At 65.9% G+C, this 25742-nt stretch carries 22 protein-coding genes and 7 tRNA genes; 24 read left to right on the top strand and 5 right to left on the bottom strand.

Annotation, left to right across the window (positions count from 1 at the left end; genetic code table 11):
- The first annotated feature begins 493 nt into the window (after positions 1 to 493).
- The 5 genes from CFB81_RS10490 to cyoD all read left to right on the top strand — a co-directional run bounded on the left by CFB81_RS10490 (position 494) and on the right by cyoD (position 6143).
- Complete coding sequence (locus CFB81_RS10490; protein WP_089435232.1) at positions 494 to 2023, top strand: NuoM family protein; 1530 nt, start codon at positions 494 to 496, stop codon at positions 2021 to 2023.
- Between the two features lie 281 nt (positions 2024 to 2304).
- Positions 2305 to 3192: a ubiquinol oxidase subunit II gene (cyoA, locus tag CFB81_RS10485; protein ID WP_069617708.1), complete on the top strand. Its 888-nt coding sequence runs from the start codon at positions 2305 to 2307 to the stop codon at positions 3190 to 3192.
- A 3-nt stretch (positions 3193 to 3195) separates the two neighbouring features.
- Positions 3196 to 5202, top strand: a complete 2007-nt coding sequence (gene cyoB, locus CFB81_RS10480) for a cytochrome o ubiquinol oxidase subunit I (RefSeq protein WP_069617707.1) — start codon at positions 3196 to 3198, stop codon at positions 5200 to 5202.
- A complete protein-coding gene (gene cyoC / locus CFB81_RS10475; RefSeq protein ID WP_027784811.1) occupies positions 5202 to 5810 on the top strand; it encodes a cytochrome o ubiquinol oxidase subunit III in 609 nt (202 codons plus the stop codon). Before cyoB ends, cyoC begins: the two co-directional genes overlap by 1 nt.
- On the top strand, positions 5811 to 6143 hold the full coding sequence (gene cyoD, locus CFB81_RS10470) for a cytochrome o ubiquinol oxidase subunit IV (protein WP_059573658.1): 333 nt from the start codon (positions 5811 to 5813) through the stop codon (positions 6141 to 6143).
- A 113-nt stretch (positions 6144 to 6256) separates the two neighbouring features.
- Here the strand turns inward: cyoD and CFB81_RS10465 are convergent, their stop codons facing one another.
- The gene (locus CFB81_RS10465; protein ID WP_069617706.1) at positions 6257 to 6556 is read right to left on the bottom strand and encodes a DUF4148 domain-containing protein; all 300 of its coding nucleotides are present in this window, start codon (positions 6554 to 6556) and stop codon (positions 6257 to 6259) included.
- Positions 6557 to 6774: 218 nt separating this feature from the next.
- Between CFB81_RS10465 and CFB81_RS10460 the strand changes: the two genes are divergently transcribed.
- The 9 genes from CFB81_RS10460 to CFB81_RS10420 all read left to right on the top strand — a co-directional run bounded on the left by CFB81_RS10460 (position 6775) and on the right by CFB81_RS10420 (position 16750).
- A complete protein-coding gene (locus tag CFB81_RS10460; protein ID WP_050013034.1) occupies positions 6775 to 7449 on the top strand; it encodes a response regulator transcription factor in 675 nt (224 codons plus the stop codon).
- Between the two features lie 11 nt (positions 7450 to 7460).
- Positions 7461 to 8852 (top strand): HAMP domain-containing sensor histidine kinase, encoded by a 1392-nt coding sequence (locus CFB81_RS10455; protein ID WP_089435231.1) that lies wholly within the window; start codon positions 7461 to 7463, stop codon positions 8850 to 8852.
- Positions 8853 to 8868: 16 nt separating this feature from the next.
- Positions 8869 to 9564 carry a response regulator transcription factor gene (locus CFB81_RS10450; RefSeq protein WP_069617704.1) on the top strand — a complete coding sequence of 232 codons (696 nt, stop codon included), beginning with the start codon at positions 8869 to 8871 and terminating at the stop codon, positions 9562 to 9564.
- Positions 9565 to 9728: 164 nt separating this feature from the next.
- Positions 9729 to 10085, top strand: a complete 357-nt coding sequence (locus tag CFB81_RS10445) for a hypothetical protein (RefSeq protein ID WP_089435230.1) — start codon at positions 9729 to 9731, stop codon at positions 10083 to 10085.
- A gap of 140 nt (positions 10086 to 10225) precedes the next feature.
- A complete protein-coding gene (locus tag CFB81_RS10440) occupies positions 10226 to 12088 on the top strand; it encodes an extracellular solute-binding protein (protein ID WP_089435229.1) in 1863 nt (620 codons plus the stop codon).
- 50 nt (positions 12089 to 12138) lie between these two features.
- On the top strand, positions 12139 to 13182 hold the full coding sequence (locus CFB81_RS10435) for a microcin C ABC transporter permease YejB (RefSeq protein WP_069617701.1): 1044 nt from the start codon (positions 12139 to 12141) through the stop codon (positions 13180 to 13182).
- A gap of 48 nt (positions 13183 to 13230) precedes the next feature.
- Positions 13231 to 14328, top strand: a complete 1098-nt coding sequence (locus CFB81_RS10430; protein WP_050012940.1) for an ABC transporter permease — start codon at positions 13231 to 13233, stop codon at positions 14326 to 14328.
- Positions 14325 to 15947, top strand: a complete 1623-nt coding sequence (locus CFB81_RS10425; RefSeq protein WP_089435228.1) for an ABC transporter ATP-binding protein — start codon at positions 14325 to 14327, stop codon at positions 15945 to 15947. The genes CFB81_RS10430 and CFB81_RS10425 overlap by 4 nt, the downstream gene beginning before the upstream one ends.
- A 128-nt stretch (positions 15948 to 16075) precedes the next feature.
- On the top strand, positions 16076 to 16750 hold the full coding sequence (locus CFB81_RS10420) for a C40 family peptidase (RefSeq protein ID WP_069617699.1): 675 nt from the start codon (positions 16076 to 16078) through the stop codon (positions 16748 to 16750).
- Between the two features lie 149 nt (positions 16751 to 16899).
- On the opposite strand, the gene CFB81_RS10415 is transcribed toward CFB81_RS10420, so the two are convergent.
- Positions 16900 to 17817: a patatin-like phospholipase family protein gene (locus CFB81_RS10415; RefSeq protein ID WP_069617698.1), complete on the bottom strand. Its 918-nt coding sequence runs from the start codon at positions 17815 to 17817 to the stop codon at positions 16900 to 16902.
- 273 nt (positions 17818 to 18090) lie between these two features.
- Here CFB81_RS10415 and gltX point away from each other — a divergent pair, with 273 nt between their 5' ends.
- The 9 genes from gltX (at position 18091) to CFB81_RS10370 (ending at position 21484) form a co-directional block, all read left to right on the top strand.
- Complete coding sequence (gene gltX / locus CFB81_RS10410; RefSeq protein WP_069617697.1) at positions 18091 to 19500, top strand: glutamate--tRNA ligase; 1410 nt, start codon at positions 18091 to 18093, stop codon at positions 19498 to 19500.
- 127 nt (positions 19501 to 19627) lie between these two features.
- Positions 19628 to 19703 (top strand) — tRNA-Ala (locus CFB81_RS10405).
- A 137-nt stretch (positions 19704 to 19840) separates the two neighbouring features.
- Positions 19841 to 19916: transfer RNA gene (locus CFB81_RS10400), tRNA-Glu, on the top strand.
- A 78-nt stretch (positions 19917 to 19994) separates the two neighbouring features.
- Positions 19995 to 20071: transfer RNA gene (locus CFB81_RS10395), tRNA-Asp, on the top strand.
- Between the two features lie 63 nt (positions 20072 to 20134).
- A tRNA-Glu gene (locus tag CFB81_RS10390) sits at positions 20135 to 20210 on the top strand.
- 80 nt (positions 20211 to 20290) lie between these two features.
- A tRNA-Asp gene (locus tag CFB81_RS10385) sits at positions 20291 to 20367 on the top strand.
- A 65-nt stretch (positions 20368 to 20432) separates the two neighbouring features.
- A tRNA-Glu gene (locus tag CFB81_RS10380) sits at positions 20433 to 20508 on the top strand.
- A gap of 73 nt (positions 20509 to 20581) precedes the next feature.
- Positions 20582 to 20658 (top strand) — tRNA-Asp (locus CFB81_RS10375).
- Between the two features lie 361 nt (positions 20659 to 21019).
- Positions 21020 to 21484 (top strand): GNAT family N-acetyltransferase, encoded by a 465-nt coding sequence (locus tag CFB81_RS10370; RefSeq protein ID WP_069617696.1) that lies wholly within the window; start codon positions 21020 to 21022, stop codon positions 21482 to 21484.
- 33 nt (positions 21485 to 21517) lie between these two features.
- On the opposite strand, the gene CFB81_RS10365 is transcribed toward CFB81_RS10370, so the two are convergent.
- Complete coding sequence (locus tag CFB81_RS10365) at positions 21518 to 22399, bottom strand: helix-turn-helix domain-containing protein (protein ID WP_069617695.1); 882 nt, start codon at positions 22397 to 22399, stop codon at positions 21518 to 21520.
- 282 nt (positions 22400 to 22681) lie between these two features.
- On the opposite strand from CFB81_RS10365, the gene CFB81_RS10360 reads away from it, so the two are divergent.
- Positions 22682 to 23095 (top strand): gamma-glutamylcyclotransferase, encoded by a 414-nt coding sequence (locus tag CFB81_RS10360; protein ID WP_089435227.1) that lies wholly within the window; start codon positions 22682 to 22684, stop codon positions 23093 to 23095.
- Positions 23096 to 23233: 138 nt separating this feature from the next.
- Here the strand turns inward: CFB81_RS10360 and aceB are convergent, their stop codons facing one another.
- On the bottom strand, positions 23234 to 24826 hold the full coding sequence (aceB, locus tag CFB81_RS10355) for a malate synthase A (protein ID WP_089435367.1): 1593 nt from the start codon (positions 24824 to 24826) through the stop codon (positions 23234 to 23236).
- Positions 24827 to 24894: 68 nt separating this feature from the next.
- Complete coding sequence (locus CFB81_RS10350; protein WP_089435226.1) at positions 24895 to 25662, bottom strand: haloacid dehalogenase type II; 768 nt, start codon at positions 25660 to 25662, stop codon at positions 24895 to 24897.
- Between the last annotated feature and the right edge of the window lie 80 nt (positions 25663 to 25742).

The raw sequence follows: 25742 nt of genomic DNA, 5'->3' as shown, positions 1-25742 counted from the left end.
GTCCGTCGGCGTGAGCGGCGCGATCGCGCGAAAGAGGCGGGCGAGGACAACGCTTCGTCCGGGCTGCACTGCACGAGATCAACTGAAATAAAAACGAAAGTATTCGTGTAAGGCAGACTGCCCCACGCGATCGCCGCGCCGCGAGACATCAACCTTGTCGTTCCAACCCCTCGAAATGACGGGTTGATGTCAAAAATGCGGCGCTGCGTCTATTCTCGCGGCACATCGCCTTGGACAATACAAAAAATTACTCATATAAATCAGTATATTACGCAGAAGGCGAAAAACAGTGCTCTGCTGCGCTGCAAAAAATAATCAATCGCCTTATGCTGGTTAACCCGATCGCGTTTGAGCGGCATCAAGTTTTCCGGTGATGCCGCTTTACATTTAGCCAACATTGGCGATTCACGAAATCTACCTGTCGATTTGATTTCGTTCCTTTCGTCGCGCCTTTCCCCGATGGAAGGCGCGACCTCCTCAAGGCGTTGTTGACATGCATGATTTCCCCTTCCTGAGCCTGGCCATCTGGGTTCCGATACTGTTCGGCGCGGGGCTGCTGCGCGCCGGTTCCGACCAGCATTTCCGCCGGATACGACTGATCGCGCTGGTCGGAGCGATTGCCGGGCTGGCGGCCGTCGTTCCGCTGATGGCCGGTTTCGACGCGCATTCCGCGGCGATGCAGTTCGTCGAAAGACGCGACTGGCTGGCGGCATTCAACGCCGGCTGGCGGGTCGGCATCGACGGCGCGTCGCTCTGGCTCGTCGTGCTGACCGCGTTCACGACGCTCGTGGTAGTGGTGGCATCGTGGGAATCGGTCACGGTTCGCGTCGCGCAGTACTACGCGTCGTTCCTGATCCTGTCGGGGCTGATGGTCGGCGTGTTCGTCGCGCAGGACGGGCTGCTGTTCTTCATCTTCTTCGAGGCGACGCTGATTCCGTTGTACCTGCTGATCGGTACGTGGGGGCGCGAGCGCCGCGTGTATGCGGCCGTGAAGTTCTTCTTCATTTCGTTCGCCGGCTCGCTGTTGCTGCTGATGGCGATGCTGTACCTGTACGCGCAGTCGCATACGTTCGACATGGCCGTGTGGCGCACGTTGCAGCTCGGCTTCGCGCCGCAGTTGCTGGTGTTCCTCGGCTTTTTCGCCGCGTTCGCGGTCAAGGTGCCGATGTGGCCGGTCCACACGTGGCTGAGCGACGTGTACACCGACGGCTCCACGGGCGCCGCGCTGATGCTCGCGATGCTCAAGCTCGGCGGGTACGGGTTCTTGCGCTTCGCGTTGCCGATCACGCCCGACGCGAGTCACTTCTTCGCGCCGGCCGTGATCGCGCTCTCGCTGTTCGCGATCGTCTACGCGAGCCTGATCGCGCTCGCACAGACCGATCTCGGCAAGCTGCTCGCGTATTCGACGGTCGCGCACATGGGAATCGTCACGCTCGGGCTGTTCCTGTTCAACCGGATCGGCGTCGAAGGCGCGATCGTGCAGCTCGTGTCGTACGGCTTCGTGGCGGGCGCGATGCTGTTGTGCGTGAACGTGCTCGTGGACCGCACCCGGCAGCGCGAGATCGCCGCATACGGCGGCGTGGCCGGCGTGATGCCGCGTTTTGCGACCTTCACGCTGCTGTTCGCGATGGCCAACGTCGGGCTGCCGGGCACGTCGGGGTTCGTCGGCGAGTTCATGGTGATCATGGGCGCGATCCGCTTCAACTTCTGGATCGGCGCGATCGCCGCGCTCACGCTGATCCTCAGCGCGTCGTACACGCTGTGGATGCTCAAGCGCGTGGTGTTCGGCAAGGTCGCGAACCAGCGGATCGCGAAGCTCGCCGACCTGAACCGCCGCGAGATCGTGATGTTCGCGTCGCTCGCACTGATCGTGCTGGCGGTCGGCATCGATCCGAAGCCGTTCACCGATGCAATCGATCCGACCGTCGGCAAGCTGATCCAGGAAGCCAGTCATTCGAAGGTGCCGGCTGGGGATGGCCCCGCGCCGGCGTTGCCGTCGTACATGGCGTCGACGCACGACTGAGCGCGCGGCACACCGGGCCGTCCCGCGCAAACGAGCCGCGTCGAGCGGCGACGCATAGTTGCGCACGCATCCATCGTGGCCCGGCACGGCAAGTGCCGGGCGCGCTTGCGACTGCGTGAAATTGCCCCGCGACAATGTGACTCACGGCAGATTTTGCAATGATGATTTGCCGCATGCGCCGGTTTTTCATCACACTCGCGCGACGTATGATTCGGCCAATTTCGTGAATCGAATGCGCATCGGGCATACGCAAACGGATTCAATGACCCTCGGGCTGTGTGATGAAAAGAAGAGCTTCAAGAGGCTGGTCGGCGCTGCTTTCAATGGGCGCGGCATTGAGCCTGTCAGGTTGTAATTTAGATGTACTGAATCCGAAAGGAAGCGTGGGGGCGGCCGAAAAGGCGCTGATCGCGACGTCCACGTGGGCGATGCTGATCGTCGTCGTGCCGGTGATCCTGCTCACGCTGTGGTTCGCGTGGCGTTACCGCGCGTCGAACCGCAACGCCGCCTACGCGCCGAACTGGTCGCACTCGACCGCGATCGAAGTCGTGATCTGGACGGTGCCGACGCTGATCATCCTGTTCCTCGGCGTGCTCACGTGGAAGACCACGCACGAGCTCGATCCGTACAAGCCGCTCGAATCGGCGGTGAAGCCGATCGACGTCGAGGTGGTCGCGCTCGACTGGAAGTGGCTGTTCATCTATCCCGAGCTCGGCATCGCGTCGGTGAACCAGCTCGCGATTCCGGTCGGCACGCCGGTGAACTTCCGCATCACGTCGGATTCGGTGATGAACTCGTTCTTCATCCCGCAGCTCGGCGGCCAGGTCTACGCGATGGCCGGCATGCAGACGCGCCTGCACCTGATCGCCGACGAGGCCGGCAATTACGCGGGCACGTCAGCCAACTTCAGCGGCCGCGGTTTCTCGGACATGAAGTTCCGCACGCTCGCCGAGCCGCGCGAGCAGTTCGATGCGTGGGTGCAGAAGGTGAAGGCGTCGCCGGACCGGCTCGACGCGACCGTATACGGCAGCGTCGCGCAGCCGAGCGAGAAGGCGCCGGTGCGCTACTTCTCGTCGGTCGATCCGCGGCTCTTCCACAACATCATCGCGAAATACAACGATGGCCACGTCCTCGACCTGAAGGACGCCGCCTGCGGCACGAAGGGGTAACGCATGTTCGGCAAACTCACACTTTCGGCGATCCCGTTCGATCAGCCCATCATCATGGGGGCCGGCGCCTTCATGGGGCTGGTCGTGCTGGGCATTCTCGCCGCGCTGACGATCACCGGCCGATGGAAATGGCTGTGGACGGAATGGCTGACCACGGTCGACCACAAGAGACTCGGGGTGATGTACATCATCGTCGCGCTGATCATGCTGCTGCGCGGCTTCGCCGACGCGATCATGATGCGCATGCAGCTCGCGCTCGCGTACAACGCGCCCGGCTATCTGCCGCCGCACCACTATGACCAGATCTTCACGGCACACGGCGTGATCATGATCTTCTTCATGGCGATGGTGTTCATGGTCGGCCTGATGAACCTCATCGTGCCGCTGCAGATCGGTGCGCGCGACGTCGCGTTCCCGTTCATCAACTCGCTGTCGTTCTGGATGACGGCGGTCAGCGCGATCCTGATCAACCTGTCGCTCGTGATCGGCGAATTCGCGCAGACGGGCTGGCTCGCGTACCCGCCGCTGTCGGAGCTGCAGTTCAGTCCGGGAGTAGGGGTCGACTACTATCTGTGGGCGCTGCAGATCTCCGGCGTCGGCACGCTGCTGACCGGCGTGAACTTCTTCGTGACGATCATCAAGATGCGCGCGCCCGGCATGACGCTGTTGAAGATGCCGGTGTTCACGTGGACGGCGCTCTGCACGAACGTGCTGATCATGGCGTCGTTCCCGATCCTGACCGCGACGCTTGCGCTGCTCGGCCTCGACCGTTACCTCGGCATGCACTTCTTCACGAACGACGCCGGCGGCAACGCGATGCTGTACCTGAACCTGATCTGGGCGTGGGGCCATCCGGAGGTGTACATCCTGATCCTGCCGGCGTTCGGGATCTTCTCGGAAGTCATCGCGACGTTCGCGAAGAAGCCGCTGTTCGGCTACAAGACGATGGTGTACGCGACCTGCGCGATCATGGTGCTGTCGTTCCTCGTGTGGCTGCATCACTTCTTCACGATGGGCTCGGGCGCGAACGTGAACGCGTTTTTCGGGATCATGACGATGATCATCGCGATTCCGACCGGCGTGAAGGTGTTCAACTGGCTGTTCACGATGTACCGCGGCCGGATCGAATTCACGACGCCGGTGCTGTGGACGATCGGCTTCATGGTCACGTTCACGCTCGGCGGCATGACCGGCGTGATGATGGCGATTCCCGGCGCCGACTTTGTGCTGCACAACAGTCTGTTCCTGATCGCGCACTTCCACAACGTGATCATCGGCGGCGTGCTGTTCGGCTATCTCGCGGGCTTCAACTACTGGTTCCCGAAGGCGTTCGGCTTCAAGCTGAACGAGAAGCTCGGCAAGGCCGCGTTCTGGTTCTGGCAGGTCGGCTTCTACGTCGCGTTCGTGCCGCTCTACGTGCTCGGCTTCATGGGCATGACGCGCCGCCTGAACCATTACGACAACCCGGCCTGGCATCCGTGGCTGCTGGTCGCCGCGTTCGGCGCCGTGCTGATCGCGATCGGCATCGCGTGCCAGCTGCTGCAGCTGGTGGTCAGCATCCGCAACCGCCATCTGCCCGAGTACCGCGACACGACGGGCGACCCGTGGGGCGGCCGCACGCTGGAGTGGGCGACGTCGTCGCCGCCGGCCGACTACAACTTCGCGGTGATCCCGCAGGTGCGCACGCTCGACGCGTATGCGGACATGAAGGCGCGCGGCGAAGGCCGGCCGAACCCGGCAGCGATTCGCGACATCCACATGCCGTCGAATACCTGCGCGGGCCTCGTGATCGCGGTCTTCAGCCTGGTGCTCGGCTTCGCGCTGGTGTGGCACATCTGGTGGATGGCGATCGGCGGGCTCGTCGGAATCATCGCGACGCTCGTGATCTACAGCTCGCGCGATAACGACGGCTATTACATCCCTGCGTCGACGGTGCGCAAGACCGAAGACAAGCAGCCGACGAAGCGCACGGCCGCGCGCGTCGACGACGTGGAACTGGAGGCCAACTGATGTTGCAGAAAACCTTGAGCGCAACCCTGCTTGAGCACGACGACCATCCGCCGTCGCATTCGGTGTTCGGTTTCTGGCTGTACCTGATGACCGACTGCGTGATCTTCGCGGCGCTGTTCGCGACGTTCGCGGTGCTCGGCCACCAGTACGCGGGCGGGCAGACCGCGAAAGAGCTGTTCGACATTCCGGGCGTCGCGGTGGAAACCGCCGCACTGCTGCTGTCGAGCATCACGTACGGTTTCGCGATGCTCGCGGCGTACAAGCAGCGGCGCGGTGCGCTGCTCGCATGGCTCGCGGTGACGTTCGTGCTCGGCGCGGCGTTTCTCGCGATGGAACTGCGGGAGTTCTCGCACCTGATCGCGGAAGGCGCCGGCCCGCAGCGCAGCGCGTTCCTGTCGGCGTTCTTCACGCTGGTCGGCACGCACGGGCTGCACGTGACGGCAGGTCTCTTGTGGATGATCGTGCTGGCCGCGCAGATCGTGTTGCGCGGCGGCGACCTGACCGATCGCGACCTGCGACGCCTGACGTGCCTGAGCCTGTTCTGGCACTTCCTCGACATCGTGTGGATCTGCGTGTTTTCCTTTGTCTATCTCGCGAGCGTGATCTAAATGGCCCATTCGCATTCGTCTCAACTCGAAGAAGGGCACGGCAGTGTCGGCGGCTACGTCGCCGGTTTCATCCTGTCGGTGCTGCTCACGGCCGCGTCGTTCGGCCTCGTGATGGGCGGCGTGCTGTCGCCGCATGCGTCGCTGATCGGGCTCGCCGTGCTCGCGTTCGTGCAGATCGTCGTGCACCTCGTGTACTTCCTGCACATGAACGGCTCGTCGGGCCAGCGCTGGAACGTGATGGCGTTCAGCTATACGGTGCTGACCGCCGCGATCCTGATCGTCGGCACGCTGTGGGTGATGCACAACGTGAGCATGAACATGATGTCGCGTTGAGCGGCAGCGCGGCGCATCGGGTTCACCACCATGCGCGTTCATGAAGAAAAGGCGGCACGTGCCGCCTTTTCGTTTTTTCCCGCTGCCGCGTCGCGTCGCTTCGAGCAGTGCGGTCAGCGTCGCGGGCCGGCGTCGGCCGTCAGCGCATGCGCGCAGTCGGCGCGGTACTCGGCGGCGAGCCGATGCTTCGCGCCGTCGAGATCGTCGGGGTAATACGGGCTGGCATGGGCGGGATCGTAGCCGACCTGTTCGAGTTCGGTCAGCTCGCGCACGAGGTCCGCACGCGTGACGTCGCTGCCCGTGTGCACGAACGGGTACGCGTTGCATTCCTGCGGGGTGAGGTGCGGCCCCGCGAATGCGGCGGTGCTCGCGCATGCGAGCAGCATGCAGGCGACGGTGGTCGACAGTTTCATCCGGTAGCTCCTGGTTTCGCGGCCCGATGCCGCATGACGTCAGCGTAGGCGGCCCCGGCCGCAGCGCGGCCGACGCACGGATGAAACATGTTTCACAGGCGCGCGCCGCGACGCAGGATGAAGCTATTTTCATCTGGCGCCGCGCGGCGATCGCGGCGCTTACGATAGCGACGGGCGCATCGTGCGCGCCCGTCTTGACGTTCATTGCGAGGGCAACCATGCGAGTACTGACGGTCGAGGACGATGCGGTCACCGCGAACGAAATCGTCGGCGAGCTGACCGCACGCGGCTTCGAGGTCGACTGGATCGACAACGGCCGCGAAGGGATGATGCGTGCGATGAGCGCATCGTACGACGCGATCACGCTCGACCGGATGCTGCCGGGGGCGGACGGTCTCGCGATCGTGACCGCGATGCGCACGGTCGGCATCGATACGCCGGTGCTGATGCTGAGCGCGCTCGGCGACGTCGACGAGCGCATTCGCGGTCTGCGTGCGGGCGGCGACGATTACCTGACGAAGCCATTCGATTCCGGCGAACTGAGCGCGCGCATCGAAGTGCTGCTGCGCCGCCGGCAGGCATCGGGCGTGCCGCAGCAGACGCTGCTGAAGGTCGGCGCGCTCGAGCTCGACCTCATTTCGCGCTGCGCGCGCCGCGGCGCCGACGAGATTCCGCTGCTGCCGACCGAGTTCCGCGTGCTCGAGTTCATGATGCGCAACGCGGGACAGACGATCACGCGCACGATGCTGTTCGAGGCCGTGTGGGGCTATCACTTCGATCCCGGTACCAACCTGATCGACGTTCACATGGGGCGGCTGCGCAAGAAGATCGATCCGCCCGGCGCGAACCCGATGATCCAGACGGTGCGCGGATCGGGCTACATGCTCGCTTGACGGAGGCACGGATGGACGCAGCCCGCGCGGCGAATTTCACGCGCCGCTGGCATACGACGACGTTTCGCTGGCTGTGCGCGTACGCGGCGATCTTCTCGGTGTCGCTGCTGCTGCTCGCGGGCGTGATCAGCGTGGCCGCGACGCATACGATGACACACGACACCGACGAGGTGCTCGCGTGGCAACTGATCTATTTCGATTCGATTCCCGATGCCGAGTTGCCGCTCGCGATCCATCGGCGGCTCGAGCACGAGCACATGCATACGAATTTCTACGGGCTGTTCGACGCGAGCGGGCGCCGCGTGGCCGGCGACATCGCGACACCGCCCGGGCTGCGCACCGATCGCCACGGCCGGACGCTGAACCGCACGCTCGCGCCGCTCGACGGCCAATCGTCGCCGATCACGCGCGCGATGGCGGTGCGCCGCGACAACGGGATGACGCTGGTCGTCGCGCGCGACCTGTCGCATTTCATCCAGATCCGCGACGTCGCGATTCGCGGGCTCGTGATCGGCGGCGTGACGATCCTGATCGCGGGCGTCGCGGGCGGCAGCATGCTGGGCATGCGGCAGATGCGCCGCGTCGCCGAGATCCGGCGCGTCACGCGGCAGATCGCCGAGGGCGATCTCGGCAAGCGGCTACCGGTCGGCGGCTATGACGAACTCGATCTGCTCGCGCATCTCGTGAACCACATGCTCGACGAAGTCGAGCGGCTGATGGGCGAGGTGCGCCATACCTGCGACGGGATCGCGCACGACCTGCGCACGCCGCTCGCACGCGTGCATACGATGCTGGCGCGGCTCGCCGACCAGCCGTTCTGCGCACACGATCCCGCGTCGGCGGCGCTGCTGGCGTCGGCGCGCGACGAAACCGACCGGCTGCTCGAACGTTTTCGCGCGATGCTGCGCATTTCCGAGATCGGCACGCTGAGCCGGCGCGGCGGTTTTGCCGAGGTCGACGTCGCGGCCTTGCTGCGCGACGTGTGCGAGCTTTACGAGCCGCTGGCCGAGGCGGTCGACGTGTCGTTCGAACTCGATGCGGCCGCGGTCGACGGCATCCATGGCGACCGTGCGTTGCTGTTCGAGGCGTTCAGCAATCTCGCGGACAACGCGATCAAGTTCACGCCGCCCGGCGGCCGCGTGCGCGTCGTGCTCCAGACGACGTCGCATGGGCCGCTCGTCCGGTTCGAGGACACCGGGCCCGGCATCCCGCCCGGCGAGCGCAATGCGGTGCTCGAACGCTTCTATCGTGGCGAGCGCACGCGCCACGTGAACGGCTCGGGGCTGGGGTTGAGCATCGTGTCGGCGGTGATGCGCGTGCACGGTTTCGCGCTGCGGATCGGCGGTGCGCAGCCGGCCGGTGCGGCGATCACGGTCGAATGCTGGCCGCGTTCGCTCGCGTGACGGAGGAGGCCGATCGATGCGCATCCTGCTGATTGCGCCGCCGACGCCGGACGCGTCGCGGCTCGACAAGGCGTTTCGGGAAAGCATGCACGGCGTCGAGCGCGTTGACGAATGGCGCGACGGCTGTTTCGCGGCGACGCAGGATCGGTTCGACGCAATCGTGATCGTCGCGACCGATGGCGCTTCCGCGCCGGCGCTTCTCGACGGATTGCCGCCGCTCGCCGCGTCGGCGGGCAGCGCGGCGATTGCTGCGATCGTTGCCGGCACCACGTCCGCCCAGCGCGCGCAGATGCTGAATGCGGGCTGCGACGTGTGCCTGGCCCATCCGTGCTCGTTCGTCGAATTGCACGAGCGGCTGCACGCGCTGTGGCGCCGCGCGGGCGTCATCGCGACGCGTGAATCGATCCGGCTCGACACGGCGACGCGCGCCCTCGACGAGCGTGGCCGGCGGCTCGCGCTCAGCGCGCGGGAATTTCGCGTGGTCGAATGCCTGCTGCGCGAAGCCGGGCGGCCGGTCGGGCGCGACGCCGTGCTCCGTTATGCGTGGGGCGATGCGGACATCGAGCCCGAAACGGTCAATGCGCTCGTCGTACGGTTGCGGCGCAAGCTGGCCGCGCATGCATTTTCCGCGCGGATCGAAACGGTGGCGCGATTCGGCTTCCGGTTCGACACGGGCGCGGCGCCGCTTGACGCGGGCCGCGGCGCAGGTTGAAAGGCGTGTCGGGAAAGGCTGGCGCCGGCCGCCGATTGTTACAAGACGTTAGCGCGGGCTTCCCGTTGCGATGCCGCGCATCAGTTCTTACAAACTTGAAATATGCGGGGAGGGCGCTTGCCGCTATAGTCGAATTACACATGACACAACCAGAAGAGGAATCCATGAAGACTTTGCGTGTTGCCTCGCTCATGACCGGTATGACGGCCTTGCTCGTGTCGGGCGCAGCAATGGCGGGAGTCAATGTCGGGATCAACGTCGGCGTGCCGGCACCGGTCTACGTCGCGCCCGCGCCCGTGTATGCGCCGCCGCCTCCGCCGGTCGTCTACCAGCCGGCGCCCGTCTACGCACCGGCGCCCGTGTACGGGCCGGCGCCGGCGATCGTGATCGGCTGGCACGGCGACCGCTACTGGGACGGCCGCCGCTACTGGGGCCGCGACGAGTGGTATCGCCACCATGGTCGCGGCTGGGGCGGCGATCGCGGTCACTGGGATCACGGCCGCCACAACGGCTGGCGCTGATCGACCGGTCGCGCGTGCGTGCCGCGCGCGCGACAACGGCTCGTGAGGAAACCGCCCGCGTGGCGGTTTTCTTTTGGCCCGACGGATTGAATGGGTAGAATCGCTCCACGTTACTACCCTCATTCGACGACAGGGCCTCTATGACGAAGGGTTCGCCCCGGGCCGCCGCCGCGCGCGCCTGCCTCGGCGCGCTTCGGGCCGCCGGCCGCGTGGCCGCGGTGCTGGCGCTGGCCGCGCCGGCCGCGCACGCGGCCTATGCGATTGCACAGTACGGCGAGCCGAAGTATCCGCCGGGCTTCAAGCATTTCGACTACGTGAACCCCGACGCGCCGAAGGGCGGCACGCTCGTGCTCGCGAACCCGAGCCGGCTGACGTCGTTCGACAAGTTCAATCCGTTCACGATGCGCGGCAACACCGCGCCCGGCATCGACATGCTGTTCGAGAGCCTCGCGACCGGCAGCTCCGACGAACCGGCGTCCGCCTACGGGCTGCTGGCCGACGACATCGACGTCGCGCCGGATCGCCGTTCGGTCACGTTCCACCTGAATCCGCGCGCGCGCTTCTCGAACGGCGATCGCGTCACGGCGGACGACGTCAAGTTTTCATTCGACACGTTGAAGAGCAAACGGGCCGCACCGCAGTTCGGCGCGTACTTCGCCGAAATTACGAAGGCCGTGGTGGTCGATCCCGCGACCGTGCGCTTCGAATTCCACAGCGCGAACCGCGAGTTGCCGCTGATCGCCGGCGGCGTGCCGGTGTTCTCGCGCAAGTGGGGATTGCGCGCGGACGGCTCGCGCATCCCGTTCGACCAGCTCGCGTTCGAGCAGCCGATCGGCAGCGGCCCGTACGTGATCGACCATTATGACAACGGCCGCACGATCACCTACCGGCGCAACCCCGCGTACTGGGGCGCCGACCTGCCGGTGCGAGTCGGCACCAACAACTTCGAGCGGATCGTCTACAAACTGTACGGCGACGGCGTCGCGCGGCTCGAGGCGTTCAAGGCCGGCGAATACGACGTGCTCGTCGAGTACGTCGCGCGCAACTGGGCGCGACGCGACGTCGGCAAGCGTTTCGACAGCGGCGAACTGGTCAAGCGCGAATTCCGCCAGCATAACGGCGCCGGCATGCAGGGCTTCTTCATGAACCTGCGCCGGCCGCTGTTTCGCGACGTGCGCGTGCGTCAGGCGCTCGACCTCGCGTTCGACTTCGAATGGCTGAACCGTCAGCTGTTCTACAGCGCCTACACGCGCCTCAACAGTTATTTCGCCGACACCGACCTGCAGGCGACCGGTGCGCCGGGCGAGGGCGAGCTGAAGCTGCTGGAGCCGCTGCGTGCGCAACTCGATCCGGCGGTGTTCGGCCCGATGGTCACGCAGCCGAACACGAATCCGCCGGGCTCGCTGCGCGCGAACCTGCTGAAGGCGCGCGCGCTGCTCGCACAGGCCGGCTGGACCTATCGCGACGGCGCGCTGCGCAATGCGAAGGGCGAGCCGTTCGCTTTCGAGATCCTCGACGATGCGGGTGGCGCGATGGAAGGCGTCGTGACCGCGTACCAGCGCAACCTCGCGAAGCTGGGCATCGACGTGCGGTTTCGCACGGCCGATTACGCGCTGCTGCAAAAGCGCCTCGATGCGTTCGACTACGACATGACGACGATCCGCCTGCCGGGCGTGCAGGTGCCGGGCGCCGAGCAATACTCGCGTTACGCGAGCAAGTTCGCCGACGAGCCGGGCTCCGACAATCTCATCGGGCTGAAATCGCCGGCCGTCGACGCGTTGCTGCACGCGCTGGGCACCGCGCAGACGCGCGAGGAATTGCTCGACGCGACGCACGCGCTCGACCGCGTGCTGATGCACGACTACTACGCGGTTCCGCAGTGGTACAGCACGACGCACCGCGTCGCGTACAAGCGCACGCTCGCTTATCCCCAGACGCTGCCGCTGTACTATTCGGCCGAGGGCTGGATCGTGTCGACCTGGTGGGCGAAGCCCGATCACTGAGCCGCGCCGGCCCTTCATCCAACCCGCCACCGATCACGAGTCGACGCCCTATGTGGAGCTACATCCTCAAACGCCTGCTGTTGATGATCCCGACGCTCGTCGGCGTGCTGACGCTCACGTTCGCGGTGATCCAGTTCGTGCCGGGCGGCCCGGTCGAGCAGGCCGTGCAGGAATTGCGCAAGGGCGCGACCGAGCAGGGCGCGACGCCGTTCGGAATGCGCGCGCACACCGGCGTCGACGCGCAGCAGCTCGCACAGCTCAAGGCGCTGTACGGTTTCGACAAGCCGCCGCTTGAACGCTACTGGCTGATGCTGAAGCGCTTCGCGCGCTTCGATCTCGGCGAAAGCTACTTTCGCCATCAAAGCGTCTGGTCGCTGGTCGTGCAGAAGCTGCCCGTGTCGATCAGCATCGGGCTGTGGACGTTCTTCCTCACGTACCTGATCTCGGTGCCGCTCGGCATCGCGAAGGCCGTGCGCAACGGTTCGCCGTTCGACGTCGCGACGAGCCTCGTCGTGCTGGTCGGCTATGCGATTCCGGGTTTCGTGCTCGGCGTGCTGCTGCTCGTGCTGTTCGGCGGCGGCTCGTTCTGGCAGCTCTTTCCGCTGCGCGGCCTCACGTCGGACAACTTCGCGCAGCTGTCGCTCGTCGGCAAGGTGCTCGACTATTTGTGGCACATCGCGCTGCCGATCACCGCGTCGGTCGTCGGCAGCTTCGCGGTCGTCACGATGCTCACGAAGAACGCGTTCCTCGACCAGATCCGCCGGCAATACGTGCTCACCGCGCGCGCGAAGGGGCTCTCCGAGCGCAGCGTGCTGTGGAAGCACGTGTTCCGCAATGCGATGCTGCCGCTGATCGTCGGCTTTCCGGCCGCGTTCATCGGCGCGTTCTTCACCGGCAGCCTGCTGATCGAGACGCTGTTCTCGCTCGACGGCCTCGGGCTGCTGTCGTACGAGTCGGTCGTGCGGCGCGATTACCCGGTCGTGCTCGGCACGCTGTACCTATTCACGCTGATCGGGCTCGCGACCAAGCTGATTTCCGATCTTTGCTATGTGTGGGTCGATCCGCGCATTCAATTCGACAACCTGGAGCGCTGACATGAAACGAGCCATTCGCATGCCCGGCGCCAGCGGGCGAGGCGCGCGATGAACCGGGCCGTCGCATCCCCCCGTATCGACGCCGCGCGTGCGCGCGTGTCGCCGTCGCCGGCCCGCCGTGTGTGGCAGCGCTTCAGGCAGCAGCGCCTCGGCTACTGGAGCTTCGTGATCTTCGTCGTCGCCTTTGCCGCGAGCCTCGCGGCGCCGCTGTGGTCCAACGACAAGCCGCTCGTCGTGCGCTACGACGGGCAGACCTATTTCCCGATGTTCCATGCGTACCCGGAGACCACCTTCGGCGGCGATTTCCCGACGCCGGCCGACTATCTCGATCCGTATGTGCGCAAGCGGCTCGAGGCGCCTGGCAACTTCGTCGTCTATCCGCCGAACCGTTACTACTACGACACGCTGAACTACTTCTCGAACGTGCCGAACCCGGCGCCGCCGTCGCGGGAGAACTGGCTCGGCACCGATGCGCAGGGCCGCGACCTGCTTGCGCGGCTCGTGTACGGGTTCCGTATCTCGGTCGAGTTCGGGCTGATCCTGACCGTGATCGGCACGCTGCTCGGGATCGCCGCGGGCGCGGTGCAAGGCTTCTTCGGCGGACGCATCGACATCGTCGGGCAGCGGCTGATCGAGATCTGGAGCTCGCTGCCGGAGCTGTACCTGCTGATCATCTTCGCGTCGATCTTCGAGCCGAGCTTCCTGCTGCTGATCGTGCTGCTGTCGCTGTTCGGCTGGATCGGGCTCGCCGACTACGTGCGCGCCGAGTTCCTGCGCAACCGCACGCAGGACTACGTGCGCGCGGCCCGCGCGATGGGGCTCACGAATTGGCAGATCATCTGGCGCCACGTGCTGCCGAACAGCCTCACGCCGGTGATCACGTTCCTGCCGTTCCGGATGAGCGGCTCGATCCTCGCGCTCACCAGCCTCGATTTCCTCGGGCTCGGCGTGCCGCCGCCGACGCCGAGCCTCGGCGAGCTGCTCGCGCAGGGCAAGGGCAACCTCGACGCGTGGTGGATCTCGCTGTCGACGTTCGGCGTGCTGGTCGCGACGCTGCTGCTGCTGACCTTCATGGGCGACGCGCTGCGCAACGCGCTCGACACGCGGATCGCCGATTCGGTGCGCGCGGCGGGAGGGCAGCGATGAGCGAGTCGACCGTATCGACGCAGCACGAGCCGCTGCTGTCGCTCGAGCATCTGCATGTGCGCTTCGGCGACACGGTCGCGGTGGACGACGTGACGCTCGCGATCGGGCGTGGCGAGCGGGTCGCGCTCGTCGGCGAATCGGGGTCGGGCAAGAGCGTGACCGCGCTGTCGATCCTGCGGCTGCTGCGCGACGCCGAAGTCGCGGGCGCGATCCGTTTCGCCGGGCAGGACCTGACGGCCAAGAGCGAGCGCGAGATGCGCGGGCTGCGCGGCTCGGACATCGCGATGATCTTCCAGGAGCCGATGACGGCGCTCAATCCGCTGTATACGATCGGCGTGCAGATCGGCGAGACGATCGTGCTGCACGACGGCGTATCGGCCGTGGAGGCGCGCAAGCGGGCGATCGCGTTGCTCGCGCGCACCGGCATCGCGGAGCCGGAGAAGCGCGTCGACAGCTACCCGCACCAGTTGTCGGGCGGCCAGCGGCAGCGCGCGATGATCGCGATGGCGCTCGCGTGCCGGCCGCGCCTGCTGCTCGCGGACGAGCCGACCACCGCGCTCGACGTGACGATCCGCGCGCAGATCGTCGACCTGCTGCTGGAGCTGCAGCGCGACGAGGCGGAAAAGCGCGGGATGGCGATCCTGCTGATCACGCACGACCTGAATCTCGTGCGGCACTTCGCGCAGCGGGTCGCGGTGATGGAGCATGGCCGGCTCGTCGAGAGCGGGCCTGTCGAGCGGATCTTCGCGGCGCCCGAGCATCCGTATACGCAGCGGCTGCTGAACAGCCGGCCGCAACGCGCGGTCACGCCGGTGATGCCGATCGCACCCGTCGTGCTCGACGCGCGCCACGTGAGCGTGCAGTTCGCGCGCAAGCGGCCGGGCTTCGCGGGCTGGTTCGGCACGGTGCCGGTGACGGCCGTGGCCGACGTGTCGGTGTCGGTGCGGCAGGGCGAAACGCTCGGCATCGTCGGCGAATCGGGATCGGGGAAGTCGACGCTCGCGATGGCGCTGCTCGGGCTGCAGAAGACGGCCGGCGGCGAGATCGAATTCCAGGGGCGCGCGCTGTCGACCTATCGCGGCCGCGAACAGACCGCGCTGCGCTCGAACATGCAGGTGGTCTTTCAGGACCCATTCAGCTCGCTTTCGCCGCGTCACACGATCGAGCGGATCGTCGGCGAGGGGCTCGAGCTGCATCGCCCGGACATGACGCCCGACGCGCGCCGCGCGAAGTCGCTCGCGGTGCTGCGGGAAGTCGGCCTGGACCGCACGGTGCTACACCGCTATCCGCACGAATTCTCGGGCGGCCAGCGCCAGCGGATCGCGATCGCGCGCGCACTGGTGCTGGAGCCGCGCATCCTGATCCTCGACGAGCCGACGTCGGCGCTCGACGTGTCGATCCAGCAGCAGGTGCTGAAGCTGCTCGCGAATTTGCAACAGAAATACAACCTCGGCTACGTGTTCATCAGCCACGACCTGGAGGTGATCGGCGCGATGGCGCACCGCGTCGCGGTGATGCAGGACGGCGCCGTCGTCGAGTCGGGGGAGGTGTCCGACATCTTCACCAGACCGTCACATCCTTACACACAAAAGCTGTTGAAAGCGGTCTGGAAAGCGTGATAGGCGTCCAATGGTCTGACCATCTCGATTGTATTTATTAATTTGTTTTGACAAACGATTACGCGCTGGCTAGTATCGACCGAAATTTTCCGCCAATCAGCTGATTTTTAAGCATATTCCATCGACCAATGCAGCATCGATCCCTGACCCAGGCATGCGCGCGCACCATCGCCGGGCTGTTCATCGGCGCCCTGTTCGCAGCAGCACCCGGCGCGTTCGCCGACGAAGTCAGCAGTTTTAATCAGAATGTCAGCAATTCGACTCAGATCGGGTCGGGCTCATCCCTCCAGCAGACCAGCGCGCAGCCGTCGAGCGGCGGCGCGAAGTCGTTCCTCGCCGGCATGGCGGGCAAGGCGGGCGACGTGGTCGTCGGCGCGCTGAACATGATCGGCGTGCGGTATCGCTGGGGCGGCAACTCGCCGGATTCGGGACTCGACTGCAGCGGCTTCGTGCGCTACGTGTTCCAGGACACGCTCGGCATGTCGCTGCCGCGTCGCGCGGAAGAAATGAGCCGCGTCGGCGAGAAGGTGAGCATGAGCAACCTGAAGCCGGGCGATCTCGTGTTCTTCAACACGATGCGCCGCACGTTCTCGCACGTCGGCATCTACATCGGCGACAACAAGTTCGTGCATTCGCCGTCGACGGGCAGCACGGTCCGCGTCGACGATCTCGACAGCGGCTACTGGGAAAAGCGTTTCACCGGCGCGCGCCGGCTCGAATCGGAATTCCCGATGAAGCCCGAAGACCTGCGTCAGCGCGTGCGCGCGACGATCGGCGACGATTCGGCGAACGGCAACAACTGACGTTTGCCGGTCGCGCGGGCCGGACGACAAACCCTGTCACCGAAAGGCGGCAGGGTTTTTTGCTTTGGCGCGGCGCTGACGGCGAGGCGGAAGTCGTTGCGTCGGCCACCGGCAGGCGGCGCGTGCCGCGGCCTGCCGCCCATCGCGGCCTACGCGGCCACGGCCACGCCGCGCGCCGCCGCGAGCTTGCGCTGCAGTTCCGGCATGATGCGCGCGACCGCTTCCTCGCCCGCGAGGATCGCCGCGTTGCGCTGGTTGAAGTCGCTGCCGCCCATCGCCGCGAGGTTCGGGCGAATCACGACGTCCGCGTACTTGTCCAGCTCGTAGGTCTTGATCGTCTGGCCCATGATCGTGAAGGTCTGCAGCAGCATCTCGATCGGGTTGTTGGTCGGCGCGCCGTCCGGCCGGGACGAGATGTCGACCGCGATCACGAAGCTCGCGCCCATCTTGCGCGCGTACGACGCCGGCACCGGGCTCACGAGGCCGCCGTCGACATATTCGCGATTGCCGATCTTCACCGGCTCGAACACCGACGGCACGCTGCACGACGCGCGTACCGCGAGCCCCGCGTTGCCTTGCTGGAACAGGATCGGCTGGCCGCTTTGCAGGTCCGTCGCAACGATGCCGAGCGGCTTCGCCATCTTCTCGATCGGCCGGTTGTTGAGCGTCTTGTTCAGAAAGTTCTGCAGCGCGACGCCTTGCAGCAGGCCGCGCGAGCGGAACGGCAGCGCCCAGTCGCTGATCGCCGCCTGGTCCATGTCGAGGGCGATCTTGTTGATCTGCAGCGCGTTCATGCCCGACGCGTAGAGCGCGCCGACCACCGAGCCCGCGCTCGTTCCGGCGACGATCTCGATCGGAATGCCGCGCGCCTCGAGCGCCTTCAGCACGCCGATGTGCGAGAAGCCGCGCGCGGCGCCGCCGCCGAGCGCGATGCCGATCTTGACGGGCTTCTCCGGCGGCAGGGCCGTGCCGGGGCGGGACTTGTCGCCGAAGGACGTACAGGCGGCGAGGCTGGCAGACGCGCACGCGATCGTGAAGTGGCGGCGCGACAGACGAGGGGACGACATCGATGGTTCTCCGGCGGCTTGGCGGCGGGTCACACGGCCCGCGGCTGCGAGGGTTTCCGAGGCCGCGCAGCGGGTTCCGTGCGGCCGGCGCCGCACCGGCAGGCGGCCGCGGCGCGCACATCATAAAGCAAGCGGCGCGCTTGGCGCGATGTCCGGCGCGAGTATAATTCCGGCTTCTTTCCCGTTCCGGGCGTCGCCGGCTCCGTTGCTGTCCGGGCTGCCGTCGTCCCGCGTCGAATCATTCATGCGCCCCAGGCGTTCGAGTTACCGTTTATGACCCGTCCTGTCCGTACCCGCTTCGCGCCGAGTCCCACCGGCTTCATCCACCTCGGCAACATCCGCTCCGCACTCTATCCGTGGGCGTTCGCCCGCAAGATGAAAGGCACGTTCGTGCTGCGCATCGAGGATACCGACGTCGAGCGCTCGTCGCAGGAAGCGGTCGATGCGATCCTCGAAGGGATGCAATGGCTCGGGCTGGATTTCGACGAAGGCCCGATCTACCAGATGCAGCGGATGGACCGCTATCGCGAAGTGCTCGCGCAGATGCTCGAGAAGGGCCTCGCGTACCCGTGCTACATGTCGGCCGAGGAACTCGACGCGCTGCGCGAACGTCAGCGCGAAGCCGGCCTGAAGCCGCGCTACGACGGCACGTGGCGTCCGGAGCCCGGCAAGGTGCTGCCGGAGCCGCCGGCCGGCGTGAAGCCGGTGCTGCGCTTTCGCAATCCGCTCACGGGCACGGTGGTGTGGGACGACGCGGTGAAGGGGCGTGTCGAGATCTCGAACGAGGAGCTCGACGACCTCGTGATCGCGCGTCCGGACGGCACGCCGATCTACAACTTCTGCGTGGTGGTGGACGACATGGACATGGGCATCACGCACGTGATCCGCGGCGACGACCACGTGAACAACACGCCGCGCCAGATCAACATCCTGAACGCACTCGGCGGCGAGCCGCCCGTCTATGCGCACCTGCCGACCGTGCTGAACGAGCAGGGCGAGAAGATGAGCAAGCGGCATGGCGCGATGAGCGTGATGGCGTACCGCGACGCAGGCTTCCTGCCGGAGGCCGTCGTCAACTATCTCGCGCGCCTCGGCTGGTCGCACGGCGATGCCGAAATCTTCTCGCGCGAACAGTTCGTCGAATGGTTCGATCTGGAGCATCTCGGCAAGTCGCCCGCGCAGTACGACCACAGCAAGCTGAGCTGGCTGAACGCGCACTACATCAAGGAAGCTGACAACGCGCGCCTTGCCGCACTCGCGAAGCCGTTCCTCGACGCGCTCGGCATCGACGACGCGGCGATCGCGACGGGCCCCGCGCTCGACGCGGTGGTCGGCCTGATGAAGGATCGTGCGACGACGGTCAAGGAGATCGCGGAAGGCGCGACGATGTTCTACCGCGTGCCGGCACCCGACGCCGATGCGCTCGCGCAGCACGTGACCGATGCGGTGCGGCCGGCGCTGGCCGATCTCGTCGCCGCACTGAAGGCGGCCGACTGGACGAAGGAAGCGGTGTCCGCGGCGCTGAAGGCGACGCTCGCCGCGCACAAGCTGAAGATGCCGCAGCTCGCGATGCCGGTGCGGCTGCTGGTGGCGGGCACGACGCACACGCCGTCGATCGACGCGGTGCTCGTGCTGTTCGGTCGCGACGTCGTGGTGTCGCGCATCGAGGCCGCGCTGGCTTGACGTATAGGCGAGAGCGAAGCCGTCGTGCATGAGTGCGCGGCGGCTTCGCAAAAAATTTCGCGCGAATCGTAAAAAGGGTATTTACAAGTTCGGAATCGGTCCATATAATCTCATTTCTGTTCTGCAAGGGGGTATAGCTCAGCTGGGAGAGCGCTTGCATGGCATGCAAGAGGTCAGCGGTTCGATCCCGCTTACCTCCACCAACAGAACAAGCTGGATTGATTTGCGAGGCAGCGGTAGTAATAAATGCTTCACAAAATGATTCAAAGCAGTTAGAATTTCGGCCTTCGCTGTTGAGCAGAAGTAAATAGCGAAAGTCAGACAAATCTGAAAAGATTTTGTCCCCTTCGTCTAGAGGCCTAGGACATCACCCTTTCACGGTGAGTACAGGGGTTCGAATCCCCTAGGGGACGCCAGATTCAGCGGCGTTTCGTAGAAGTGTCGCAAGGCTTGCAGGAACGTAACCGACGTCCTGCGGGTTGGGTAAGAAAGCTGGAGCGGTAGTTCAGTCGGTTAGAATACCGGCCTGTCACGCCGGGGGTCGCGGGTTCGAGTCCCGTCCGCTCCGCCAGAACGAAGCCCGTTCAAGACGTTTTTGAGCGGGCTTTTGTATTAAAGATGTAAGCAGTACGTTGTCCCCTTCGTCTAGAGGCCTAGGACATCACCCTTTCACGGTGAGTACAGGGGTTCGAATCCCCTAGGGGACGCCAGATTCAGCGGCGTTTCATGGAAGTGTCGCAACGCGTGCAGGAACCTGACGAGATCCTGTGGGCGGTGGTGCAGAAAAGCTGGAGCGGTAGTTCAGTTGGTTAGAATACCGGCCTGTCACGCCGGGGGTCGCGGGTTCGAGCCCCGTCCGCTCCGCCAGAACGAAGCCCGTTCAAAAAGCGTTTTTGAACGGGCTTTCTCGTTAAGGATGTAAGCAGTACGTTGTCCCCTTCGTCTAGAGGCCTAGGACATCACCCTTTCACGGTGAGTACAGGGGTTCGAATCCCCTAGGGGACGCCAGATTTCGGCGTCGTTCGAACAAACGGCGCGCCGGCAGGAAGTAACCGACGCCTGCCAGGCAAGCAGCAAGACTGGAGCGGTAGTTCAGTCGGTTAGAATACCGGCCTGTCACGCCGGGGGTCGCGGGTTCGAGTCCCGTCCGCTCCGCCAAACAAACAACAATGCCCGCCTAGTGCGGGCATTGTTGTTTGTGCGTTCGGTCGTTGTGCCCGCTTGCGGGCACGTGGCCGCGGAGCGGAGGAAGCCGCCTGTGCGGCTTCCGGCGGGACTCGAAGGGCTGCGCTTGCAAGCGCAGCCGCGGCCTGCGCGATGTAGGCGCGTCCCGTCCGCTCCGCCAGAAAATGAAAAAGCCCGCCTCGTGCGGGCTTTTTCATTTGCATCGTCCGTTGTGGCTTTCGCTGACGCCCCATACCGCGTACCGAACCGCGCGCCGCGCCCCTACGAGAAATTCGCGATTGCATCCGCACGCGACTGCGCTATCGTGGCGGGATGCGTTTCTGACTTCTGCGCGATGCTCGATCCGACCGACCTGCGACTGCTGTATCAGCTCCGGCCCGCGGAGCCCGGCGATTTTCCGTATGCCGAAGCGTTGACGCACGGCAACATGGGCGGCTACTACAAGCGCCATGGGCTCGTGTGGCGCAGCGACCTGTTCTATGCGAGCTGGCGCGAATCCGAAAACTTCATCCTCGAAGCCGACGGCGAGCGCATCGGCGTGCTGCGCGTGACCGAGGAGGGCGATTCGCTGCACATTCGCGACGTGCAGATCGCGGCCGGCCATCGTGGGCAGGGCGCCGGGACCTACATGCTCGAGATGTCGCATCGCTGGGCACGTGCGCGCGGGCTGCACGAACTGCAGTTGCGCGTGTTCGTCGACAATCCTGCCGCGCATCTGTACCTGCGCATGGGCTACCGGGTCACCGGGCCGCGGCTTGCACAACTCGGCTCGATCCGCCACATGGTGCGGCCGGTCTGATGGTCCGACGGTCCGTCGCGGCGGAACGAGCGATCAGCGGGCCGCGTCGATCGCGCCGTCGTCGTCCGGCGTGTCGTTTTCCGCGACGTCGCCTTCCGGGCCTCGATGCTCGTAGCCGCGCAGCATGAACGCGCGCGGGCTTTCGCCGAATGCGCGGCGGAACATGGCCGAGAACGCGCTCTGGCTCTGGTAGCCGAGTTCGCGCGCAATGTGCGACAGCGGGCGCCCCTGGTTCAGCAGCGGGATCGCCCGCGCGAGCAGCGCCTGCTGGCGCCACTGCGAAAAGCTCACGCCCAGTTCCTGCTTGAAGAGCCGGGAGATCGTGCGCGTGCTCGCGCCGACCTCGCTCGCCCAGTGCTCGAGCGACTCCGCATGCGCGGGCTGCGCGAGTACCGATTCGCACAGCAGGCGCAGGCGTTTTTCGTCCGGCATCGGCACCGCGAGCGGCAACGGTTCGGCATGACTCAGCTCATCGAGCACGAGCCCGCACAGCAGGCGCTCGCGCGAGGCGCTCAGGTCGCGCGCGTCGAGGGCGACGATCAGCTCGCGCAGCAGCCCCGTCACCTCGACGACGCGGCATGCATCGAGCCCGCCCGGCACGATCGACTCGTCGATATACAGCGTGCGCAAGTAGGCCTCTTCGACGATCACGACTTCGTGCGACACGTGCGGCGGCACCCAGATCGCGCGGGACGGCGGCACCATCCACGTCGTGCCGGTCGTCGCGACGCGCAGCACGCCGCGCGACGCATACGCGAGCTGCGCCCACGCATGCGTGTGCAGCGGAATGCGGCGGCCGGCATCGACCTGCCGTGCGCGCACGCGCATCGGATGGACGGCGGTCGGCGCGAATTCCGGCGGGATGTCGATGACGTCGTACGGGTTCGATACGTCGGCTGAGGCGGGCGGATTCATGAACGGTTCGGGCGGCGCGGCGGCGATGCCGTTATTTTAGAAGGCACGGCGCGTGCGCATGCGGTGGTTTTTCGGGCCATCATGCCGGGTTCAAATGAACTTTGTGTGGGCGCCGGCGAACCCGGGGTGGCTGCCGGCAGCCGGTCGCCCGCAGCCGGTCGCGCCGACGGTTCGAACCATCGGGCCGGTATCGCGGTCTACCGATGCGTGCGCCACGTCGCGCCCATCGCGCACCGGTCGCACGCCAACACGGCAACACACGAATCGAAGAGGAGAACCACGATGCGCCACGTATTCGTCTATGGCACCTTGAGAGCCGGACAGGCCAACGACATCGGCCATGCGGCCGCCCGCCACGGCATCGCCGCCCCGACGCTGCTGGGTGCAGCCGCGCTGCCGGGCGAACTGGTCGATTTCGGCGCGTATCCGGGCATGATCGCCGGGACGGCCGGCAAGTCGCTGGTCTGGGGCGACGTCTACGAGGTCGACGAGCAACTCGTCCCGGTGCTCGACGAGATCGAGCGCGTCTATCCGGGCGTCGACTCGCTGTTCAAACCGGAAGAGGTGACCGTCGAACTCGGCGGTCGGCAGTACGCGTGCCTGTATTATCCGGTGGCCGCGCATGCGGCGGCCGGGCGCCCACGCATCGCGTCCGGCGACTGGGTTCAGCACCGGCGCGAGCAGGAAGCCGCCTGAGCGGGCCGGCGGGCGGTGGCTCGATACGCCGCAAAAGAGAAAGCGCCCCGCGGGGCGCTTTTTTCATGCCGGTGACGCGTCATCGCATGCGACCGGCGGCGCGGCGTGGCCGTCCGGCGATCGCACCGGACAGCGTCGTCAGATTTCCTCGTACAGCGGCAGCGTCAGGAATTCGGTGAAGCCTTCCGACGTCGACATCTGCTCGAAGATCGCCGCGGCGCGTTCGTACGGCTGCGTGTTGCCGCCGACCGAGCGCTTGACGTTGTCGAGCTCGATCTTCGCGAATTCGCGCACGAGATCGGCCGTGACCTTGCGGCCGTCGTCGAGCACTCCCTTCGGCGAGCGGATCCATTGCCACACCTGCGAGCGGGAGATCTCGGCCGTCGCCGCGTCTTCCATCAGGTTGTGGATCGGCACGCAGCCGTTGCCGTCGAGCCAAGCGCCGAGGTAGTGGATCCCGACGTTGATGTTGTTGCGCAGCCCGGCTTCGGTGATCGGCGCTTCCGGCTGGAAGTCGAGCAGGTTCTTGCCTTCCACCTGCACGTCGTCGCGCTGCTTCGCGATCTGGTTCGGCTGGTCGCCGAGCACCTTGACGAATTCCTCCATCGCGATCGGCACGAGGCCCGGGTGCGCGACCCAGCCGCCGTCGTAGCCGTCGGTCGCGTCGCGCTGCTTGTCCGAGCGCACGCCGCCCATCGCCTTGTCGTTCGCTTCCGGATCGTTCTTGATCGGAATCAGCGCGCTCATCCCGCCGATCGCCGGCGCGTTGCGCTTGTGGCAGGTCTTCAGCAGCAGCAGCGCGTACGCGCGCATGAACGGCACGGTCATCGTGATCTTGGAACGGTCGGCCAGGCAGAAGTCGTGGTCGTTCTTGAACTTCTTGATCGCCGAGAAGATGTAGTCCCAGCGGCCGGCGTTCAGGCCCGAGCTGTGTTCGCGCAGTTCGTACAGGATCTCGTCCATCTCGAACGCGGCGAGGATCGTCTCGATCAGCACCGTTGCGCGGATCGTGCCGCGCGGCACGCCGACCGCTTCCTGGGCCGCGACGAAGATGTCGTTCCACAGGCGCGCCTCGAGATGACTTTCCATCTTCGGCAGGTAGAAGTACGGGCCCGAGCCGCGCGCGATCAGTTCCTTCGCGTTGTGGAACAGGAACAGCGCGAAATCGAAGATGCCGCCGGACACGCGCTGGCCGTCGACCGTCACGTGCTTCTCGTCGAGGTGCCAGCCGCGCGGACGCACGATCAGCGTCGCGACCTTGTCGTTCAGCCGGTACGACTTGCCGTTCTGCTCGAGCGAGATCGTGCGGCGCACCGCGTCCTTCAGGTTGATCTGGCCGTCGATCTGGTTCGTCCAGCTCGGCGCGTTCGAATCCTCGAAATCCGTCATGTACGAATCGGCGCCCGAGTTCAGCGCGTTGATGATCATCTTGCGCTCGACCGGGCCCGTGATCTCGACGCGGCGGCATTGCAGATCGGCCGGCAGCGGCGCGACCTTCCAGTCGCCTTCGCGGATCGCCTTCGTCTCGGCCAGGAAATCGGGGCGCTCGCCCGCGTCGAGGCGTTTCGTGCGCTCGACGCGCGCCTGCAGCAGCGTCTGGCGGCGCGATTCGAACGTGCGATGCAGCGACGCAACGAGTTCCAGCGCGTCGGGCGTCAGGATCGCTTCGTAACCCGGCTTGATTTCGCCGGTGATCGTCATGCCTTGCGGCAGCGTGATCGGGGTGCTCATGAGTCTCATCTCCTTGGTCGGTCAGTTGCGGTTTCGGTGAAAGGGGAAGGCGGCAGCGCTGCGAAACGTCATGCACCCGGGCCGGGGCGCGTGCGGTTTGCGGGGCTGCCGGACGGAGCCGGGGTGGGTGCGGCGAGGAACGCGAGCAGGTCGGCCATGCCGGTGCCCGTGCCGTCGGGCGGCGCGCCGAGTTCCTCGGCGGGGGCGCCCGTGCGGTTGAGCCAGAACGTCGTGTAGCCGAACCAGGTGGCGCCCGCGACGTCCCACGCGTTCGACGACACGAACACGATGTCGCGCGGGTTCGCCCCGAACGCGGCGGTGCCGAGCGCATAGGCGGCCGGGCTCGGCTTGTACGCACGCACGGTGTCGGCCGACAGCACGCGATCGAACAGCCCGGACATGCCCGCGCTCTTGATCGCGATGTCGAGCATCTGCGGGGTGCCGTTCGACAGGATCGCGAGCGGCGGGCGCGGGTCGAGCGCGCGCAGCTTGCGCAATGCGGGCAGCGTGTCGGGATAGGTGGACAGGCACGCGTATTCGTCCATCAGCCGTTTCTCGGCCGCGCTGTTCAGCGCGAGCCCGAGCCGGCGCGCGGCGAACCGCAGCGCATCGAGCGTGATGTCCCGGAACGGGCGGTAGTGCGTGCCGGCCGGATCGGCAAGCGTGCGCAACTGCGAGTATTCGATCTGCTTGCGTCGCCACAGCTGCGACAACCGTTCCCCATGACCGGGAAACATCTGCTCAGCCACGGCCAGCACGGCACGCACGTCGAACAACGTGCCGAATGCGTCGAAGAGAATGGCGTTGGGAGAGGAGAGTGTCGTTGTGGCCGACATAGCCTTGCGCTCCGGTTTCAGAGGTCGGGTCGATTCTATTCGTGATAGAAGGTGCTAAAAAAGACGCTAAACGTCACTTG

This window comes from Burkholderia sp. AU28863, from assembly GCF_002223195.1.
GTDB classification, from domain to species: Bacteria; Pseudomonadota; Gammaproteobacteria; order Burkholderiales; family Burkholderiaceae; genus Burkholderia; species Burkholderia sola.
This window is presented reverse-complemented; position numbering and strand designations above follow the sequence as displayed.